15 protein-coding genes and 3 pseudogenes are annotated in these 19739 nt (G+C 40.9%); 16 read left to right on the top strand and 2 right to left on the bottom strand.

Going from position 1 to position 19739, the window contains the following annotated elements; genetic code table 11:
- Nucleotides 1-222: 222 nt before the first annotated feature.
- The 9 genes and pseudogenes from KP78_RS04365 (at nucleotide 223) to KP78_RS04390 (ending at nucleotide 6741) form a co-directional block, all read left to right on the top strand.
- Nucleotides 223-1575: an aspartate kinase gene (locus tag KP78_RS04365; protein ID WP_041086627.1), complete on the top strand. Its 1353-nt coding sequence runs from the start codon at nucleotides 223-225 to the stop codon at nucleotides 1573-1575.
- A gap of 125 nt (nucleotides 1576-1700) precedes the next feature.
- Complete coding sequence (locus KP78_RS19915; RefSeq protein WP_162835571.1) at nucleotides 1701-1838, top strand: hypothetical protein; 138 nt, start codon at nucleotides 1701-1703, stop codon at nucleotides 1836-1838.
- A gap of 135 nt (nucleotides 1839-1973) precedes the next feature.
- Nucleotides 1974-2324 (top strand): ArsR/SmtB family transcription factor, encoded by a 351-nt coding sequence (locus KP78_RS04370; RefSeq protein WP_041086629.1) that lies wholly within the window; start codon nucleotides 1974-1976, stop codon nucleotides 2322-2324.
- Nucleotides 2325-2336: 12 nt separating this feature from the next.
- On the top strand, nucleotides 2337-3632 hold the full coding sequence (locus KP78_RS04375) for an arsenic transporter (RefSeq protein ID WP_041086630.1): 1296 nt from the start codon (nucleotides 2337-2339) through the stop codon (nucleotides 3630-3632).
- A gap of 36 nt (nucleotides 3633-3668) precedes the next feature.
- The gene (arsC, locus tag KP78_RS04380) at nucleotides 3669-4088 is read left to right on the top strand and encodes an arsenate reductase (thioredoxin) (RefSeq protein WP_041086632.1); all 420 of its coding nucleotides are present in this window, start codon (nucleotides 3669-3671) and stop codon (nucleotides 4086-4088) included.
- A gap of 92 nt (nucleotides 4089-4180) precedes the next feature.
- Nucleotides 4181-4459 (top strand): annotated as a pseudogene (arsD, locus tag KP78_RS04385) (arsenite efflux transporter metallochaperone ArsD); the annotation flags it as partial.
- Between the two features lie 26 nt (nucleotides 4460-4485).
- Nucleotides 4486-4643: pseudogene (locus KP78_RS18965) on the top strand (ArsA-related P-loop ATPase); the annotation flags it as partial.
- Nucleotides 4644-4861: 218 nt separating this feature from the next.
- Nucleotides 4862-5076: pseudogene (locus KP78_RS21160) on the top strand (MFS transporter); the annotation flags it as partial.
- A 351-nt stretch (nucleotides 5077-5427) separates the two neighbouring features.
- Nucleotides 5428-6741 carry an MFS transporter gene (locus tag KP78_RS04390; protein ID WP_052474559.1) on the top strand — a complete coding sequence of 438 codons (1314 nt, stop codon included), beginning with the start codon at nucleotides 5428-5430 and terminating at the stop codon, nucleotides 6739-6741.
- Between the two features lie 483 nt (nucleotides 6742-7224).
- On the opposite strand, the gene KP78_RS04395 is transcribed toward KP78_RS04390, so the two are convergent.
- Nucleotides 7225-8685: an alpha-amylase gene (locus tag KP78_RS04395; RefSeq protein ID WP_041086635.1), complete on the bottom strand. Its 1461-nt coding sequence runs from the start codon at nucleotides 8683-8685 to the stop codon at nucleotides 7225-7227.
- A gap of 380 nt (nucleotides 8686-9065) precedes the next feature.
- On the opposite strand from KP78_RS04395, the gene KP78_RS04400 reads away from it, so the two are divergent.
- Entirely contained in the window at nucleotides 9066-10034 is a 969-nt protein-coding gene (locus tag KP78_RS04400) for an arsenic resistance protein (protein WP_052474561.1), read from the top strand.
- A 91-nt stretch (nucleotides 10035-10125) separates the two neighbouring features.
- Entirely contained in the window at nucleotides 10126-11844 is a 1719-nt protein-coding gene (locus tag KP78_RS04405; RefSeq protein ID WP_041086637.1) for an ABC transporter ATP-binding protein, read from the top strand.
- Between the two features lie 126 nt (nucleotides 11845-11970).
- Here the strand turns inward: KP78_RS04405 and pulA are convergent, their stop codons facing one another.
- Nucleotides 11971-14865 carry a type I pullulanase gene (pulA, locus tag KP78_RS04410; protein WP_052474667.1) on the bottom strand — a complete coding sequence of 965 codons (2895 nt, stop codon included), beginning with the start codon at nucleotides 14863-14865 and terminating at the stop codon, nucleotides 11971-11973.
- Nucleotides 14866-15153: 288 nt separating this feature from the next.
- On the opposite strand from pulA, the gene KP78_RS18970 reads away from it, so the two are divergent.
- The 5 genes from KP78_RS18970 (at nucleotide 15154) to KP78_RS04435 (ending at nucleotide 19647) form a co-directional block, all read left to right on the top strand.
- On the top strand, nucleotides 15154-15705 hold the full coding sequence (locus tag KP78_RS18970; RefSeq protein WP_084219713.1) for a VanZ family protein: 552 nt from the start codon (nucleotides 15154-15156) through the stop codon (nucleotides 15703-15705).
- Nucleotides 15706-15913: 208 nt separating this feature from the next.
- Nucleotides 15914-16627 carry a 5-oxoprolinase subunit PxpB gene (gene pxpB / locus KP78_RS04420; RefSeq protein WP_041086641.1) on the top strand — a complete coding sequence of 238 codons (714 nt, stop codon included), beginning with the start codon at nucleotides 15914-15916 and terminating at the stop codon, nucleotides 16625-16627.
- Complete coding sequence (locus tag KP78_RS04425; RefSeq protein ID WP_041086643.1) at nucleotides 16624-17631, top strand: 5-oxoprolinase subunit C family protein; 1008 nt, start codon at nucleotides 16624-16626, stop codon at nucleotides 17629-17631. The genes pxpB and KP78_RS04425 overlap by 4 nt, the downstream gene beginning before the upstream one ends.
- A 16-nt stretch (nucleotides 17632-17647) precedes the next feature.
- Complete coding sequence (locus KP78_RS04430) at nucleotides 17648-18421, top strand: 5-oxoprolinase subunit PxpA (protein WP_041086645.1); 774 nt, start codon at nucleotides 17648-17650, stop codon at nucleotides 18419-18421.
- A 32-nt stretch (nucleotides 18422-18453) separates the two neighbouring features.
- Nucleotides 18454-19647 carry an NRAMP family divalent metal transporter gene (locus KP78_RS04435; RefSeq protein ID WP_041086647.1) on the top strand — a complete coding sequence of 398 codons (1194 nt, stop codon included), beginning with the start codon at nucleotides 18454-18456 and terminating at the stop codon, nucleotides 19645-19647.
- Nucleotides 19648-19739: the final 92 nt, after the last annotated feature.

A 19739-nucleotide genomic window follows, 5' to 3' on the forward strand; every position in this document is an offset into this window, starting at 1 on the left:
ACCCGCATTTTTGAAAAAAAATCTTTAAATCTAATGGAATATTTAAAATGTGTTTGATTTTATATAATTTTCTGGTAAATTGTTGAGTAACTATTAAGAAAATTAGTGTTGAGAGGATGACAGGGACTCATTACTCTAGTATACTAGTCATTAAAATTCTTTCTCATAAATACATTTGTTTTCTGTGTACGGACACTCAGCAGTGAAAGGGAGTTTAATGGTATGAAAGTAGTAAAGTTTGGCGGCAGTTCAGTGGCAAGTGCCACACAATTTGAAAAGGTAGCAAAAATCGTTTTGGCGGATCCTGAGAGAAAGGCTGTAATCGTTTCAGCGCCGGGTAAACGATTTAAAGAAGACATCAAAACAACAGACTTGCTTATCACGCTTGCAAATAGTGTGAATGAGAATGGCTATGATCAGGATGCGCTGACAGCGGTCCTGAATCGATATAAAGAAGTTATTGAGGAGCTTTCATTAGATCGCCAGCTTCTTACTGAAATTGAAGGGAATATAAAAGAATCCATCTCCCTATACAGGCGGGATTACGAGCGTTTATTGGATGCCTTAAAGGCGAGTGGTGAAAATAACAATGCGAAAGTGATGACAGCGTATTTCAATGCCCTTGGTCACAAGGCAGCCTATATATCTCCAAAGGAAGCAGGTATGCTTGTGACAGACGAGCCAGGAAATGCACAAATTTTGCCTGAAGCATACGAAAACATTGCTAAATTGCGTGAAAGGGATGGCCTATTAGTGATTCCAGGATTCTTCGGCTATTCCCACCAGGGGCATATTGTGACGTTTCCTCGCGGCGGCTCGGATATTACCGGATCCATCATTGCAGCGGGACTGGATGCCACTGAGTATGAAAACTTTACGGATGTAGATTCTATTTATTGCGTCAATCCAACATTGGTAGACAAGCCGCATGAGCTGAAGGAGCTGACATACCGTGAAATGCGCGAGCTTTCTTATTCAGGGTTCTCCGTTTTTCATGATGAAGCCTTACAGCCTGTTTTTCAAAAAGGTATTCCTGTTTGTGTGAAAAATACCAATCATCCTGAAGCTCCAGGTACACGCATTGTGCTGGAACGTCAAATAAATGATCAGCCTGTTGTAGGAATTGCCAGTGATAACGGATTTTGCAGTGTCAATATTACAAAGTATTTAATGAACCGGGAGCTCGGATTTGGGCGGCGTCTTTTGGAGATTTTGGAAGACGAGCATATTTCTTATGAACACACTCCTTCTGGAATCGATAATATGTCAATCATTGTAAGATCCCACCAGCTATACAATGGGAAGGAAGAGAGAGTTCTTGACCGGATTCGTCAGGAGCTATTAGTGGATGATGTGTATATTGAGCGTGATTTAGCGATGATTATGGTTGTTGGTGAAGGCATGAAGCACACGGTGGGGATTGCCTCTAAAGCAACACAGGCACTTGCAAAATCCGGAGCCAACATTAAAATGATTAACCAAGGATCATCTGAAGTAAGCATGATGTTTGGTGTAGACGGTGCAACAGTTGATCAGGCAGTGAAGTGCTTATATTACGCTTATTTTGTAGATTGATAAGGAAAAGACATCCTCTTTTTTTTGAGAGGATGTCTTTTTTCAGAGTGTTGAATTTCAAACTTAAGTAAGATAATTGTCTCCTGATTTTTCTATTGAATAGTCGTGAAGAGGATGGAAATAAAGTGCCGGACCATTCCGAATACTCCCTCGGAAAAACGTTCGAGAGAGACCCAGCAGTGCAGCGGTCTTCTGCACGAGGAGGCTCGAACGTTCGTCCGCGGAAAGCGAAGGAATGGGTTGGCACGGTTTTTGCGTTGTGACAATAACAACTTAATTTAAGATGTTTAAGCAGTTGACCATATAAGTATATAATGATATGGTATTTGACGTTGATAAGTATATAAGCAAATAATAATAAAGTTTTACGATATCATCAAATCGAGGTGAGATAACAGATGACAGTGAAATCCACTCAAGTTGAACTTGATAAAGCTGGCATGGTTCTGAAGCTGTTAGGGGATAAAACAAGATTATCCATGATGAAGCTTTTACAAAAAAACGAATGCTGTGTTTGTGAGTTTGTTGAAATATTTAAAATAAGTCAATCCGCTATTAGTCAGCATCTTCGCAAGCTAAAAGATGTTGGTTTGGTAAGAGAGACTCGAAAAGGACAATGGATTTTTTATTCTTTAAATCAGAACAGTGATGTGTATGAATTGGTACAGCAAATTCTAGCGTTCATTCCTAATCAGGATGAACGAATTATTGAGTTAGAGAAGCAGGGATTAAGAATTATTTGTGAATAGTGAGGGGATTAGATGACATCAGGAGTATTAGCATTCTTGATTTTCCTTGTCACACTGATTTTCGTTATTTGGCAGCCTAAAAACTTATCCATTGGATGGTCTGCAATTGGCGGTGCAATACTTGCGTTGTTAGTCGGTGTGGTTGATTTTCAGGATGTAATAGACGTTACAGGAATTGTATGGAATGCGACACTCGCGTTCATCGCTATTATCATTATTTCTTTGATATTAGATGAAATTGGATTCTTTGAATGGTCTGCCCTTCATATGGCAAGAGCAGCTAAAGGAAACGGGTTACGCATGTTTGTGTATGTAAGTATCTTGGGGGCAATAGTGGCAGCCTTTTTTGCAAATGATGGGGCTGCACTGATCTTAACGCCAATCGTACTGGCCATGGTTCGAAACTTGAATTTTGAAGAAAAAATGATTTTTCCTTTTATCATTGCGAGTGGGTTTATCGCTGATACAACTTCGTTACCCTTAGTAGTCAGTAACTTAGTAAACATTGTGTCAGCTGACTTTTTCGGTATTGGGTTTGCTGAATATGCATCTCGAATGATTGTACCGAATTTCTTTTCACTGGGCGCAAGTATTTTAGTATTATTTTTATTTTTCCGTAAAGACATTCCAAAAAATTATGAAGTTTCGGATTTAAAGCTGCCTCGTAATGCGATAAAAGATGAAAAAATGTTTCGGTTATCATGGATCGTTCTTGCAGCGCTTCTGATCGGCTATTTCTCGAGTGAGTTCATTGGAATTCCGGTATCCATTGTAGCTAGTATTATCGCCATTTTCTTTTTACTAATGGCGCAAAGAAGCTCAGCTGTTCACACGAAACAAGTATTAAAAGGGGCGCCTTGGGCCATCGTTTTCTTCTCGATTGGGATGTACGTGGTCGTTTACGGATTACGAAACGTTGGTTTGACAGGTATATTGGCTGATGTGATTCAATTTACAGCAGACCAAGGGTTATTTGTTGGAACGATTTCAATGGGCTTTATTGCAGCCATTCTATCTTCCGTCATGAACAATATGCCTACCGTCATGATTAATGCTTTAGCCATTGCGGATACAGAAACCTCAGGTACAATTCGAGAGGCATTAATTTATGCAAATATCATTGGATCTGACTTAGGACCGAAAATTACACCAATTGGTTCGCTTGCAACACTGCTATGGCTGCACGTTTTATCTCAAAAAGGTGTAAAGATTTCTTGGGGTACTTATTTTAAAATCGGTATTATTTTAACGGTCCCTACGCTGATTATTACACTTATAGGATTGTACTTATGGTTATTGCTTATTTAAAATCATTCATTCAAACACGAAAAGGAGTTTTACATCATGTCTAAAAAAACATTATATTTCTTATGTACTGGTAACTCATGCCGCAGTCAAATGGCGGAAGGATGGGGAAAAGAAATTCTTGGTGACGACTGGCAAATTCTTAGTGCCGGAATTGAAGCACACGGCTTAAACCCAAATGCGGTTAAAGCAATGAATGAGATTGGCATTGATATTTCAAATCAAACGTCAGATATTATTGACACAGAAATATTAAACAATGCAGATTTCGTTGTGACCCTTTGTGGAGATGCTGCTGACAAGTGTCCGATGACACCGCCTCACGTAAAACGTGATCACTGGGGATTTGATGATCCGGCAAAAGCTGAAGGAACAGAAGAAGAAAAATGGGCTGTCTTCCAACGCGTTCGTGATGAGATTGGTGAGCGTATTAAACGCTTTGCTGAAACAGGAGAGTAACAAGCACATAATAGTCGAGAGAAACATCTCTCGACTATTATTATAATAAGTATATAAGTATATAATGATTTAGTTTAAAGGAAAGGGCATACGTGACGAAGGTAGAAATTTTTGATCCTGCATTATGTTGTCCAACGGGTGTATGTGGACCAAGCGTTGATCCGGAATTAACAAGAGTTGCTTCATCTGTATTTTTCATCGAGAAAAAAGGGTTAGATATTAAACGATATAATCTCGGGACCGAACCGGGCATGTTCGTTAAAAACAAAACAGTCAATCAACTTCTTCACGAAAAAGGAACAGAGGCTTTACCTCTCGTCATGGTGAACGGAGAAGTAGCTAAGATTGGCGAGTATCCAACGAATGCTGAGTTTAAATAAGCAGGAGGGACAGCATCATGCAGCGTTTTAATCCCCGATTGTTCCAAATTACGCCTTATCTATTTTCACGGGAAATGGCGGTATAGGAAAAACAACGTCAGCATGTGCAACAGCTGTAGCTCCTGCAGATAAAGGGAAAAAAGTGTTACTGGTAAGTACGGATCCGGCTTCAAGTAAAGGGAGGCGTCCAAGACAGGAAGGGATCTTGAATCAAGAAGCTGGAGACGTTATAGAAGAGGGTTATTAAGAGATCCATAAAATAAAAATGACTAAAAAAATTAATCATAAGACGGCCGATATCCTATCATTCAGGATCGGCTTTTTAAGGTACTACAGAAGAATTCTTATCATTTGATATTCCTGTGATTACCTTTTTCTATTTTAAGCAGGATAGCCTCTGTTAGTGATGTGGCTCATCCAGATTGGAGAGCAACATCGGGGGGTGTCTATCGTTTCTGGCGTGATAGTGGGTAAGCTTTTGGTGCTTTAATTGCAGGGTGATATGGGACGTTTTGAATGTCGGTTGGGAGATTCGGTTCGTTGCATTATTACCACTGTCTGCAGGGGTATTAACAGCCGTTCGTATGAAAGCAACATTAAAATTGTAGTAAAATAAGGGAAAATATGCTAACTTCGATTCAAGGGCTTGACCTGATTTTTTTATGTAGCTGGGCAGACTTATTATTGTTACATGAATTGGATTAGGCTATATGTCAGCAAAGAAAGAAGCTAATCGACTAGGAATTCCTAAAGATATTTTTGCGGATCCATTCGATTATATTCTTTCATAGAAGAACCACTAAATCTAACATTTTTATACACATCCATCATACAAATACCTTTTATTCATAATCTATATTTTGACAGAGCATTTACCATCTTGGACGCTTTTAAAAACTTGCTAGGTTGGTTCAATTAAAATATGAAATTCAAAATATATTTTTTAGGAAGTGCCGTTGATGATCAATAAAACAGGAGATACAAGTCAGTTAAAACAGCAGCCTGTTTGGGTGCAAGGCTATATTGATTCGCCAGAAAAACAAAAGCAGCTTTATAAAAAAACATTAAGAATTGTGATGCTTTCACAAATCTTTGGGGGAGCAGGACTTGCAGCTGGTATAACGGTAGGCGCACTTCTCGCACAATATATGCTAGGAACGGAAAGTGGAGCAGGAATTCCAGTTGCCTTACTCACATTAGGATCAGCGGGGGCTGCACTGATCGTGGGCCGGCTTTCCCAGCGTTTTGGACGCAGAGCAGGACTTGCATCTGGTTTTCTTGCTGGTGGACTGGGTGCGATCGGCGTTATCATCGCGGCCTTAATGAACAGCGTCCTACTTTTATTCGCTTCCCTGCTTATTTATGGAGCTGGTACCGCTGCAAATCTGCAAGCGCGATACGCGGGTACAGATCTGGCGACAGCTAAACAGAGGGCAACTGCTGTGAGCATGGCCATGGTTTCTACTACCTTTGGTGCAGTAGCGGGTCCAAACTTGGTCGGTGTGATGGGAGAATTTGCGCGTTCTATTGGTGTGCCGACTTTGGCAGGTCCTTTTATCTTAGCAGCAGTCGCTTTTATTCTTGCTGGATTGGTTCTCTTAATTTTTCTTCGTCCAGACCCTTTAGTTGTTTCTAAAGCTATAGCTAATGCCAAGGAGAAAGATGGAACAATACAAGAAGAATCAAAATTAAAAAAAAATGCTATAAACAAAAAAGTCGTTATGGTAGGCACTACAGTTATGGTATTGACTCAATTTGTCATGGTTGCCATTATGACCATGACCCCTGTTCATATGGAACAGCATGGCCATAGTTTAAGAGAAGTGGGGCTAGTCATAGGTTTTCATATAGGTGCAATGTACTTACCCTCGTTAATAACAGGTCTACTGGTAGATAAAGTGGGTCGCACGGTGATGACAGTTTTCTCTGGTTTCACTCTTTTGGCATCAGGTATACTGGCAGCTTTTGCGCCAGCAGATTCAATAATACTGCTTATCTGCGCGCTAGTACTGCTTGGTATTGGCTGGAACTTTGGCTTAATAAGCGGAACAGCTCTCATTGTAGATGCAGCACACCCAAGTGTTCGTGCAAAAACACAGGGTTCGGTTGATGTCTTGCTTGCATTATCAGGTGCATCAGGCGGTGTATTATCGGGAATGGTAGTCGCTCATTCTAGTTATGCTGTCTTATCACTTTCTGGAGCTGTACTGTCACTGTTACTAATCCCAGTAGTTGTTTGGTCTCGTAAGACTCAAAGTAAAGAGCTGATATAAAATTTTTTATTCATAATAATAGACAGTGATGAATCCGACTTCAGCGAAACGGTCAAAAGCTTTACACAAAGCAAAACAGGTGGTGTCAAAAGGTGTCGTGAAGGTACGCTCCTTTTGCTGGCACTTGTTTTTTCCTTTTTTTTCTTCTGTATTAAACACTACTAATAAATAAAGTTTGATAGTTATAGTCCTGGAGACAGGGTATAAGAAGTTAACAAATTATTATGTTTCTTCTTTAGAAAAAACAATTTTCATAAAATCTCTATTTTACGTAAAGGTTGAGAGTTTGCTTCGTCATTTGTTAATAAAATTGGTTTTGTTGGTGCAGGTTTACCGATCGAACTGCGAAACGAGCGCCTGTAACCGAAATCAAGAGACACTTTGTGCAAAGCATTTTACTTAAAAATGCAGAGTTTATTATTGTGGGTTCTTTCTATACAAAAAGAAAGAGAGCACCAAATAAAACGGCACTCCCTTAAGATATCACATTTCATCAGGCAAAGCCCAAACGGAAACACTTTTTGCATTAACCGTAAACGTCGCAAAGCCATCGTCATCAATGGTAATTTTATCTTCTCTTGAGTTGGTCATGTCGAGCCATTCCTCACCAGCACGTTCTTTCCCAACATACATACGCTTTTCTCCTTCGTTTCCATTAGAGATCACGACAGCACAGCCTGAGCGCTCGATTTCTTCCACGCCAAAACGTACCCAGCCAATTGTATTTGGGTGATCAAAGTAATCATCCTGATCGCCGTAAGCTTTATTGTTGCGGGCGTATAGGAGCGGAGCGATGGCTTCTTTTTTACTTTCGACCGGCTCTTCACCACCAATGCCGTAGTAGTCTCCGTAAAAGACAACAGGGTAGCCATCCTTGCGAAGCAGGACTAGTGCATAAGCACTTTGTTTAAACCAATCTTCAACCCATGACTCAAGTGACTCGTTTGGCTGTGAATCATGATTGTCAACAAAAGTAACGGCATTCATCGGGTGTGAATTGACAAGTGTGTCAACAAAAATGGTTGATAAATCAAAATCTTCGCCAGCCTGTGATGCCTCGTGCAGCTTGTAATGAAGAGGGACGTCAAACAAGTCAACCTGATAATCCGTCTCAGCAAGAAACTCCTCACAGACGGCTAATTCCGGGTTCCAAAACTCACCGACAAAATAGAATTCTCCGTCGCGATGTTCTCTTACTTGCTTAGCAAATTCCGTAATAAATTCATGGTCAATATGTTTTATAGCATCTAATCGATAGCCGTTGCAGTTAAGCTCGTCTGCGAGCCATTTTCCCCAGTTGATCATTTCATTCTTAACCTCAGGATGTTTATAATCAATATTGGCAAACATTAAATAATCATAATTACCGAATTCGTCATCAACATTCTCATTCCATCCTTTATTGTCACCTACAATTCGGAAAAAGCCGTCCTTTTCTTCCTTTGCATCATAGTCGGTACCATTAAAGTGCTCGAAGCTCCATTTAAAAGAGGAATATTTGTCTCCACGTCCTGGGAAGGTAAATTTTGTCCAGCCTTCTATGTCATGAGGATCAGAAATATCCTCTAATCGATTTTCGGCATCCACTTCGACGACTTGAAAAACTTCGGTTTCGTCCGCACCGGCTTTATGATTCATCACGACATCAATAAAAATATTGATCCCAACATTGTGGCAGGCTTTAATCGCTTCTAGCAGCTCGTCCTTTGTTCCATATTTCGTGCGAATTGTCCCTTTTTGATCAAATTCTCCAAGATCATAAAGATCATATACACCATACCCGTTATCATCACCTGATTGACCTTTTGTAACAGGTGGAAGCCATACGGAATCAATCCCTCTTTCTTTAAGTTCAGGTGCTGCATCTCTCAGACGTTTCCAGTGATCTCCATCTGCTTTAACATGCCATTCGAAAAATTGCATCATGGTATGGTTTCTTTCCATCTACCATTCCTCCAATATTAGTTTTGTAAGGGTGTTAAATGTTGGTTTTGTTAAAGATAATTGTTGGATTTGAGACTATGTTGATTGGAGCGTAAGACGTGAGACTCCTGCGGGAAAGCGACCCCACAGGCGCATAGCGCCGAGGAGCGACGGACCGCCCGCGGAAAGCGAACGCCTGAAGCGAAAATCAACAGGCAAGTTTAACAGAGTCTAAACATTAAGAATTTGTTATATTTAGTAAGACTATAGTACTTGATAATCTCTAAGATCTATATTCACATATCTTCTCAAAGTTAAACCCTGATTAATAAGAGAATAGTAGCAAAATAAAAAGAAACATGACATGATTACTAGATATTTTTGTAGAAAAGGTGAGAAAAATGGGGTTATTTGAAAAACTGTACACACTGCTCATTTTACTTGCAGTTGGAGCGGGACTATTGATTGGTCAAGTTGAGATCGTTGCCTCAAAAGCGAAAGAGGTGATTATGCCTTTCCTTATGCTCATGCTGCTTGCAACTTTTTTACAGATGCCGTTACATGCCATTAAAAAATCGTTTGCCAACAACAAATTCACAGGGCTGACTGTGATGCTTAATTTTGTGGTTACACCGATCCTGGCATGGGGGCTGGCTTCGTTATTTTTAGCCGATCATCCTGCATTATGGATTGGGTTTATCATGCTTATGGTGACACCCTGTACGGATTGGTACATTATTTTTACGGGAATTGCACGAGGTGATGTTGCGCTATCGACAAGTCTGTTGCCCTTAAATCTTATTTTACAAATCCTTTTGATGCCCGTTTACCTTTATTTATTTACCGGCGTTACTGGAGGAGTAGAGATGAGAGTGTTTGCTGAGAGTATGTTCTTCGTATTATTACTGCCATTATTAACGGCTTATATAATTAATAGATTTATATTGAAGGATGAACAAAGGCGAGTAAGAATATTTCAGAGAATAAACACGGTTCCCATTATTTTTTTGTGCCTGGCGATTATGGCGATGTTTGCGTTTCAAGGTACGTTGTTGATCGAAAATAAGGAGTTATTGTATCAACTTCTGCTGCCAATTCTACTCTTTTTTATTCTTATATTAATCATTGGAAGAGTGGTAGGAAGGCTGACCCGTCTATCTACGGCTCAAACAGCAAGTTTAAATCTCACGACACTTGCAAGAAACTCGCCAGTAGCACTAGCCATGGCGCTGACCGCATTTCCGGACGAGCCGTTAATCGCTTTAGTATTGATCATTGGACCGCTTGTTGAACTTCCGGCATTATCACTCCTATCATTTGGAATTGCAAAATTCGGGGGAAAGAAGGGTTTAAATAAAATTATTTCGTGAACCGATAATTTTTCTCCCATTTTCTGTTCATTCCTGTAAAATAAAAGCATTCATTTTTATATGAAAAAATTGGATGAAAGAAGGAAAACATATGCTTCGACGGTTTATGGTCTATTATTCACCGCATCGCCGGTTATTTGCAATCGATTTTGGCTGTGCGGTAGTTGTCGGTATATTGGAGCTCGGTTTTCCGCTTGCTGTTCAGTGGTTTATTGATGATTTGCTTCCGCGGGGCGACTGGCAGACAGTAACGTGGGTGAGCATTGGGCTGCTAGCTCTATACATGCTTAGTACTTCACTCCAATATGTTGTGAATTACTGGGGACACAAGCTTGGAATCAATATTGAGACGGATATGCGCCAGCAGCTATTTCAGCATGTACAGAAGCAGTCGTTTCGATTTTTTGATAATACGAAAACCGGGCATGTAATGAGTCGGATTACAAATGATTTATTCGACATAGGGGAGTTCGCTCATCATGGTCCAGAGGATATATTTATTGCCATTATGACGTTTGTCGGTGCGTTTTGGATTATGCTTACAATTAATGTCAAGCTAGCGCTGGTTGCGATTTTCGTCGTTCCGTTTCTGATCTGGCTCATTACCTATTGTAATATCAAAATGAATAAGGCATGGAAGGAAATGTACGGAAATATTGCGGAGGTCAATGCACGCGTTGAAGACAGTGTGTCTGGTGTCCGTGTCGTTCAATCCTTCACGAACGAAAACTATGAAATTGAACGCTTTACTCGTGACAACAAGCTATTTCGCCGTTCGAAAATACGTGCCTATAAGGTGATGTCGTTTAGTTCTTCAGGTATTTACATGATGACCCGACTGATTGTTTTGGCCGTGCTTGTTTACGGTGCTTGGCTAAGTTTTTCCGGCGAGCTGACATATGGAGAGCTTGTAGGGTTTGTGCTTTACATAAATGTACTGTTTAAGCCAATCGATAAAATCAGTGCACTGCTTGAAATGTATCCAAAAGGGATGGCTGGCTTCAAGCGTTTTACGGATCTGCTTGATCAGCATCCTGATATCCATGACCGTGAAGGGGCTGTGGCAGTGACAAGTCTTAAAGGCGATATTCGTTTTGATCATGTTACATTTGGATATGACGAGTATAAAAATGTCCTGCAAAATGTTTCACTGTCCATTCGCCCCGGAGAAACCGTAGCTTTTGTTGGTCCCTCGGGAGCTGGAAAAACGACCATTTGCTCGCTCATTCCTCGTTTTTATGATGTATCAGAAGGGGCGATCTCGATTGACGGCATAGATATTCGTGATATGACAAAGGAATCCTTGAGACAGCAAATTGGGATTGTACAGCAGGATGTTTTCCTTTTTACAGGGACATTGCGTGAAAATATCGCTTATGGAAAGCTTGGCGCGACAGAAGAAGAAATTGTAGAAGCGGCTAGACGAGCAAATCTGGAATCTCTTATTGAATCACTTCCATTTGGATATGAGACGCAAATAGGAGAACGGGGATTGAAACTGTCTGGCGGACAGAAACAGAGAATCGCGCTTGCCCGCATGTTTTTGAAGAACCCTCCGATTTTAATCCTGGATGAAGCAACTTCAGCGCTTGATACGGAGACAGAATCAATTATTCAAGCAGCCATTGCTGAGCTGTCAAAAGGAAGGACTACGCTGGTCATTGCCCACCGTTTGGCAACCATTCGTAAAGCTGATCGTATCGTCGTCGTGACAGAAGACGGTATTGCAGAGGATGGCACGCATGAAGAGCTTCTTCAAAGGAATGGAATTTTCGCGAATCTTCATCGAGTGCAATATGAGCAGTCGTAACATAGGAAAAGCTTGATTGACTGTCGACAGCCAATCAAGCTTTTTGTTTGGAAATGGATCCGTAAAATGGCCCTTGGTTTGGAACACACATTTAGACTTGGGTAAAACTTCTTATAATAAGCTCTCTTAAAACCCTTTCGTTTTCCCATCCTTCACCAATACCATTGTACTGATACCGTCTACTTGGATGCTTTTCCCTTTTTCTGTATTAATCACTTTCTTGCCAGCTTCTTCTCCATTCACAAGGACCTTCCATGGCCCTTTATATGGCAGATTAATTTGCACACTCTCAGCGTTTGCATTGTGCACAATAAATAGAGTTCTGTTTTTCTTTTCCTCTAATGTGTAGGCAACTGTATTGGCAGGTGCTTCAATGAAATTCAAATGCTCCTGTATATCTTCAGCCGTTGTCATTCTAAAACTATCGTAGTGCTGGCGGAGCTCAATGAGTCCCTTCATATAGTCTACTTCATCGTCAAATTCTGCTCTGCGCTCCCAATCTAGCTGATTAATTTCATCAGGGGATTGGTAGCTGTTATGGTCCCCGTATTTTGTACGCATAAATTCCTGACCGGCATGGAGGAAGGAGACACCTTGTGATGTCAGCACAATGGATGAAGCAAGCTTATGCATTTTCTTTATATCTTCCATGCTTGCATCTGGATTTGTTTTCTCTAATTTATCCCATAACGTGAGATTATCATGTGCTTCCGCATATTGAATAACCTGTCCAGGCTTACGGTAGGTGGCAATTTGGTCATCGTAATCAAGTCCGCCCGCAATTCCTTGCTTGATGAGTGTTTCTAATCCTTGCTTGCCATTCACAAAACCAGGGTCAAGTTCATCAAAAACGCTTCCTTTTAGACCGTCACGAAGGTTATCGTTAAAGTGTCCGATACCCGGCATATCCTCCGCATTTTTTTGATTTGCTTTTCGTTCTGCATCAAGAGGTGTATTAAGATCCCAGCCCTCACCTAGAACAATGATTGAAGGGTCGATCTCATCGAGTGCATCACGTACGGCATTCATGGTATCCGTATCATGGATGCCCATTAAATCAAAGCGGAATCCGTTCATTTTGTATTCCTCTGACCAAAATGAAACGGAATCAATAATGAATTTCTGCATCATTTTTCGTTCAGAAGCAGTGTCATTCCCAACTCCGGTTCCATTCGCTAACGTTCCATCCTCGTTGTAGCGGAAATAATAGCCTGGAACGAGCTGATGAAAGCTGGATTCATTAACAGAAAATACATGATTATAAACGACATCCATGATCACACCTAAATCTTGGCTATGGAGTGTTTGGATCATTTGTTTTAGCTCCTTAATTCTAACTGTTGGTTCATAAGGATCTGTAGAATAAGAGCCTTCCGGGACATTGTAGTTTTTCGGGTCATAGCCCCAGTTGAATTGTGGAACATCCAGATTGGTTTCATCCACAGTTCGATAATCATAAATTGGCAGAAACTGAACGTGTGTAACTCCCAAATCTTTAATATGGCTCAAGCCCGTTTTTTCTTTATCTGGACCTTTCGTTTTCAGCTCTGTTAGCCCGAGGAATTTACCTTTTTCTTCAATTCCGCTTTCAGGGTGAATGGAAAGATCGCGCACATGCAATTCATAAATAATGGCATCCTCAGCATTAGGAGAAAATTTAAAGTTGTTCTTTTTACCTTTCTCACTGTTCCAGCCTTTTGGATCCGTTTTATCCAGGTCAATAACGGCTCCTTTATCCCCGTTCACTGCGACTGCACGAACGTAAGGATCTACCGCTTCTCTCCATTCATCTCCTATTTTTACCTTGTAAGTGTAGAGAACTCCTTCTTGATCACCCTGTAAGGAGACGGTCCATGTCCCTTTTTCAGCATGTGTCATGACATGCTCTGTTCCTGCTTGCGCGTCCCAAGTGTCATAAATGACAAGCTTTGCTTCACTGGCCGTCGGAGCCCAAACCCGGAAGTCTGTTTGAGCAGGAGAGTAGGTGTTGCCCAAATCATCTCCATCGTAAAAGTAACGATGATCAAACGCTTCTGTTCGGACTACATTTCCGACCTGCACGGTGGCTTCTCCAAACAATCTTGTTTGAATGGTGTACAATTGCGTAATATCAATCTCTTGTTTTGTCACAATACGAACTTTATTTGTAACGCTTTCTCCTTCTTTAAAAGGGTGTATGGATTCGATCTCAAGTCCACCGCTTAAGAGGATGCCATGGTCAGCAGACGTTGTATCGATTGGGAAATTTGTTGATAAGGTGATTTCATTTAATTCATCAATGGCTGCTCGGACGATGCGAGGTGCCTGATCAATATGATTCGGATTATAGTAAATGCCTTCTTCACCTTGAACAAGCCATATTTCCACGCTTCCATCTTCCTTGATTTTTGTGATAAAACGATCATTGAATTCTCGATCAGCCCAGTCATTTCCACCTGCACTTTTACGAACGATCATACCCAATTGTGTTATTGAATTTAGACCTGACAAAGTTACCTGTGCTACTTTTCCAAATTGATCCTCACCGGTAAACGCTACTGGCTGGCCATCTCCGTTTTCCGGCCAAACCCAAAGATTCCAGCCTTCATAATCTCCATCATAGCGGAAATAATGAACAGTCAAATCAATCTCTTCAAAAGTGGGAAAATCACGGTATTCGCCATCAGGAGGGGAGGTATAGACGGTGTCGTCTCCAGCTTTAATCCAAACCTCTGCAACCCCAGCGTTGACTTCGGCCCAACGATCACCGCCATCCTTTTCCCAAGCGTCTGTTCGGACGATAAAGCCAAAACGGTCATGTGATCCGTCTATATTAACGGTAGCGATCTTCCCAAAAGAATCTTTTTCTGTGAATTCTTGGACTTGACCTTCGCCGCCTTCAGGCCATATCCACAAATTCCAATGCTTGTTTACCGCAGGATTTTCCTGATAGTGGACCACTAATGTTGTGTATGTAGTGCTTGCTGCATCTGCTTGCTTAGGTGCAATCGATTGCGCTAAAGACAATGAAGATAGAACCATAATAACGACGATTAACCATGATAACAAACTCTTGATTTTCAACTTCAATCCCTCCCTTGTTAATAGATATTATAAAAGAGGAAAAAATTAATTGGAAGCGTTTGCACAAAAGTTGCACAAAATGGTTAATTGTTACTATATGGAAATGCATGTTTCGTTTTCAGGGAGAGGGTATAAAGATTAGAATGTCCCTTTCTAACCATAATCATAATGGGTGCACCCGTTTAGGAGATATATGAATGGAAAATCGGCGTTAAAAGAAAATTGGTAAAGGGGGGAGAACAATTCATGTTTCTGACTATTAACGTTTTTTTAATAGGTCTTCCTTTTCTTTCAGGATATATAATCTATGATTTTTTAAAATATAGATCTAAAAACGATCTATATAAATTAATAAAGTACAGCTTCCTCTTTTACATCACTGTTGTACTTCACCTCACATTAGGATACATTATGATACCACCGCAGGAGCAAGAAATGCTTAGAATTCAGCTGATCCCATTTTATTTTGTACAGGAATGGCTGACCTTTCAGACCATTTATAGCTGGCATTTACTGAATACAGTTAGACTGACCTTTTTTAATCTCATTATGCTGTTCCCATTAGGTGTGTATTTAGCGATATTGTTTCGAATTCAGCGTCTGAAAAAAGCGGTAATCCTCGTCTTTTTGTCTAGTCTGTTCATTGAAACATTACAGCTTATTCTTTCGTATATTGGGTTTATCTGGATGCGTGGATTTAACGTAGATGACCTAATAATGAATACGTTTGGCGGAGCAATTGGGTTTTGGATGGCTGGACTTATCAAGCGGTTAATGAGAAACGCGAAAAAAAATTAAAAGCAGCAAAGCTATTCTGCTGCTTTTGGTGTTTATAGGCATATTCTAGTGTGATCCTTCCTTTTAATAATGAATAATTACACAAAAGATGAAATGAAAGCACTTTATACAACTAACTTTTTATTCGTTGTTGATAATTTAATCACGGATAAGTTACAATACTATGATAATAATTATTCAGAACTTTGTATAAAAAGGAGGAAGAGCTTTGGACTATACACTGCATCCACTGAGTGATCAAACTGTTGCGATTGAATTTCCTCAAAAAATTGATCGAGCGATCCATATGAAAATAAGACAAATTGGTTTACTGCTTGATGATAAGCAACCTAAATGGCTTATAGAATATGTGCCTGCATTTGCTTCAATTGCCATTCATTATGATGTCAAAATGCTAAATCTTCAAACTCCAAATGATCTTCCTTATGATATTGTCACGACTGAATTGACCAATATATTGCAGGAGCTGAATGAAATCGAAGTAGAGGCACCTCGAACAGTAAAAATTCCTGTTTTTTACGGTGGCAGCACCGGACCGGATTTAGAAGAAGTTGCGAAGCATAATGGAAAAACCCCTAACGAAGTAATTGACATACATACAAATGGTGAGTATACCGTTTATATGCTTGGCTTCGCACCAGGCTTCCCGTATATGGGTGGGATGAGTACAGACATTGCTACTCCGAGAAAAAATAAGCCCCGCCTTGCCATTCCAGCCGGGTCAGTGGGCATTGCTGGAGAGCAGACAGGGATTTATCCGATCGAAACACCGGGCGGCTGGCAAATCATTGGTCAAACGCCACTCGCTTTATTTAATCCTGAAAATGAAGAAGCTCCGACACTGCTGCAGGCAGGTGATCAAATTCGCTTTTATGCGATTACGGAAGAGGAATTTCATAACTGGAAGGAGAACGGCAAATGATACGAGTATTAGAGCCAGGTCTTCTTTCAACCATTCAAGACGAAGGAAGAAAGGGATATCAGCGCTATGGCATTATAGTAAATGGCGTGATGGATCCATTTGCACTTCAGGTGGCCAATCTTCTTGTCGGCAATGACATAGAAGAGGCAGCGATCGAAGTGACGCTAACCGGACCTACGCTTCGATTTGAAGAAGAAACATTAATCGCTGTGTGCGGTGCGGATTTTTCTGCCTTACTGGATGACAAGCCCCTGCCTTTATGGCGGCCTGTTTTGGTGGGAAAAGGAAGTATTCTGAATATGAAATTCAGTAAAAAAGGCTGCAGGGCGTTAATTGCTGTAGCGGGCGGGCTCGATGTTCCGGTCGTGATGGATAGCAAGTCCACATACATACGAGCAGGAATCGGAGGATTTAAAGGGAGATCTCTTGAAAAAGAGGATATTCTGCCGACTAATAGCCTATCGCTAATAAATCAGAAAATTCTTAACTTAATTAAAAAACAATCGTCAGCTTCTACTGGTTTCAAAACGGTTCCTTGGTCCATTTCTGAGGTATTTTTAAAAACGGAGTATGAACGATCAACTGTGCGTGTGTTAAAAGGGCGGCAATATGATGAATTTTCACCTGACAGTCAGAAGCTTTTCTGGAGTGAGACATTTAAGCTGTCAACTCAGTCGGATAGGATGGGTTACCGTCTGGATGGACCTGTGCTGGAACGAAAGGTCTCAACTGATTTGCTTTCAGAAGCGGTTGCATTCGGTACGATTCAAGTTCCAGCTGACGGTCAGCCGATCGTTTTGCTTGCTGACCGTCAAACAATTGGCGGATATCCTAAAATAGGACAGGTTGCCTCCGTAGACCTGCCAATTTTAGCGCAGAAAAAACCTGGAGAAGCAGTACAGTTTGAAGAGATTACTCATAGAGAAGCACAGCAGCTTTATCGTAAAAGAGAGCAAGATGTACAGCTGTTGAAAATCGCCATCAATTCAAAAATCGCTTTTTAAGAGGGAGTGAAATGACATGATCAAAATTGATTTAAATTGTGACATGGGAGAGAGCTTCGGAGCTTATAAAATGGGTAACGATGCTGACATTCTGGACTATGTTACCTCTGCAAATATCGCCTGCGGTTTTCACGCCGGAGACCCCTCAACAATGAAAAAAACAGTCCTGCTCGCCCTTGAAAAGGGAGTGGGAATTGGTGCTCACCCTGGGTTTAACGACTTAGTTGGCTTCGGCAGACGAAATATGGCCGTTTCACCAGAGGAAGCCTATGATCTTGTCGTTTACCAAATTGGTGCGCTGAATGGTTTTGTAAAGGCACAGGGCGGTGCTATGCAGCATGTAAAGCCCCATGGAGCCCTATATAATATGGCTGCTGAAGATGCCCAGCTTGCAGAAGCTATTGCCCATGCGGTATATGATGTAAACTCCTCACTTGTCCTTTTTGGATTATCAGGCAGTGAACTTGTAAAAGCTGGAGAGAGGGCAGGCTTGAGAACAGCGAATGAGGTATTCTCAGATCGTACATATCAGTCTTCTGGACAGCTTACATCGAGAAGAGAGCCTAATGCCCTTATTCTAGATGACAGTGAAGCGGTTGCTCAGGTTGTAAGGATGATCAAGGAAAGTAAAGTAAAGACTGTTACTGGGGAAGACATACGAATTCAGGCAGATACCGTTTGTATTCACGGTGATGGAGCACATGCACGAACGTTTGCTAAGCAAATTAATCAATCTCTACAGGAACAAGGAATTTTCCTTCAGAAAATTGGTGAAACTGCAGCAATATAAATGATTTGCAACAGCAGGAATGGAGGAAAGAAATGAAGCAACAAAATTCAAACAGAAGTATCCTTCTCGGCGCTGCCTTCTTAATGGCAACGTCAGCAATTGGACCAGGGTTTTTAACCCAAACAACAACATTTACACAGTCATTGGCCGCTAGCTTTGGTTTTGTCATTTTAGTTTCGATTATTATTGATATTGGCGCACAGATGAATATTTGGCGTATTATTGCGGTTTCGGGAAAAAGGGCACAGGAAATTGCTAATGATGTACTTCCTGGGCTTGGTGTTTTTCTTGCCTTTTTAATTGTGCTTGGCGGATTAGCTTTTAACATCGGAAATATAGGGGGAGCTGGACTTGGTACCAACGTGCTGTTCGGTATTTCTCCAGAGATGGGGGCTCTTCTTAGCGGGATTTTGGCAATCGGTATCTTTCTGGTAAAGGAAGCAGGGCGTGCAATGGATAAATTCACACAAATTTTAGGATTTGTGATGATTGGTTTGACTCTTTATGTGATGTTTTCTGCAAAACCTCCGATTGGTGAGGCGATAACACGTACCTTTATTCCAGAAACTGTGGACTTTCTGGCCATTGTTACATTAGTTGGCGGAACAGTGGGTGGTTATATCACCTTTGCTGGTGGTCATCGTCTTCTTGATGCTGGATTAAAGGGAAAAGAAAATCTTGCGGAAGTAACAAAAAGCTCCATTACTGCAATCGGAGTTGCGTCAATCATGCGGATTTTCTTATTTTTGGCTGCATTTGGTATTGTTGCTCAAGGACTTCAAATTGATCCTTCTAATCCACCGGCATCTGTGTTCCAGTTAGCTGCAGGGAATATAGGATATAAAATGTTTGGTGTAGTCATGTGGGCAGCGGCCATAACCTCGGTTGTCGGAGCAGCCTACACATCTGTTTCATTTATTAAAACGTTCAGTCCGGTCTTGGCAAAGTATGAAAAAGCCATTATTGTTGGCTTTATTGTGATATCCACTGCCATATTTGTTATGATTGGGCGACCAGTAACAATTCTTATTCTAGTAGGTGCGCTGAATGGGTTAATTTTACCGGTTTCTCTTGGTGTAATGCTGATTGCAGCACACAAAACGAAGGTTGTTGGGGACTACAAGCATCCAATATGGATGACCGTATTCGGGGGTATCATTGTTGTGGTAATGGCTTATATGGGCGGTTACACACTTATTAACCAAATTCCACAATTATTTTCTTAAGTAAAAAAGCGGAAGCGCCTTGCCTGCCTCGAAAAGCATAATACGCAAATGAATAGAAGATATTCTTTGTCTTCAATTCATTTGTGGTTTAT

Source organism: Jeotgalibacillus soli, from assembly GCF_000829435.1.
GTDB lineage: Bacteria > Bacillota > Bacilli > Bacillales > Jeotgalibacillaceae > Jeotgalibacillus > Jeotgalibacillus soli.

Bases quoted from the DNA above. Each gene is read 5' to 3' on its own strand.
- KP78_RS04375 (WP_041086630.1), top strand. From the start codon at position 2,337: ATGACATCAGGAGTATTAGCATTCTTGATTTTCCTTGTCACACTGATT.
- KP78_RS04430 (WP_041086645.1), top strand. From the start codon at position 17,648: ATGATCAAAATTGATTTAAATTGTGACATGGGAGAGAGCTTCGGAGCT.
- KP78_RS04400 (WP_052474561.1), top strand. From the start codon at position 9,066: ATGGGGTTATTTGAAAAACTGTACACACTGCTCATTTTACTTGCAGTT.
- KP78_RS04435 (WP_041086647.1), top strand. From the start codon at position 18,454: ATGAAGCAACAAAATTCAAACAGAAGTATCCTTCTCGGCGCTGCCTTC.
- KP78_RS18970 (WP_084219713.1), top strand. From the start codon at position 15,154: ATGTTTCTGACTATTAACGTTTTTTTAATAGGTCTTCCTTTTCTTTCA.
- KP78_RS04365 (WP_041086627.1), top strand. From the start codon at position 223: ATGAAAGTAGTAAAGTTTGGCGGCAGTTCAGTGGCAAGTGCCACACAA.
- pulA (WP_052474667.1), bottom strand. From the start codon at position 14,865: ATGGTTCTATCTTCATTGTCTTTAGCGCAATCGATTGCACCTAAGCAA.
- KP78_RS04390 (WP_052474559.1), top strand. From the start codon at position 5,428: ATGATCAATAAAACAGGAGATACAAGTCAGTTAAAACAGCAGCCTGTT.
- arsC (WP_041086632.1), top strand. From the start codon at position 3,669: ATGTCTAAAAAAACATTATATTTCTTATGTACTGGTAACTCATGCCGC.
- KP78_RS04425 (WP_041086643.1), top strand. From the start codon at position 16,624: ATGATACGAGTATTAGAGCCAGGTCTTCTTTCAACCATTCAAGACGAA.
- KP78_RS04370 (WP_041086629.1), top strand. From the start codon at position 1,974: ATGACAGTGAAATCCACTCAAGTTGAACTTGATAAAGCTGGCATGGTT.
- KP78_RS04405 (WP_041086637.1), top strand. From the start codon at position 10,126: ATGCTTCGACGGTTTATGGTCTATTATTCACCGCATCGCCGGTTATTT.
- KP78_RS04395 (WP_041086635.1), bottom strand. From the start codon at position 8,685: ATGGAAAGAAACCATACCATGATGCAATTTTTCGAATGGCATGTTAAA.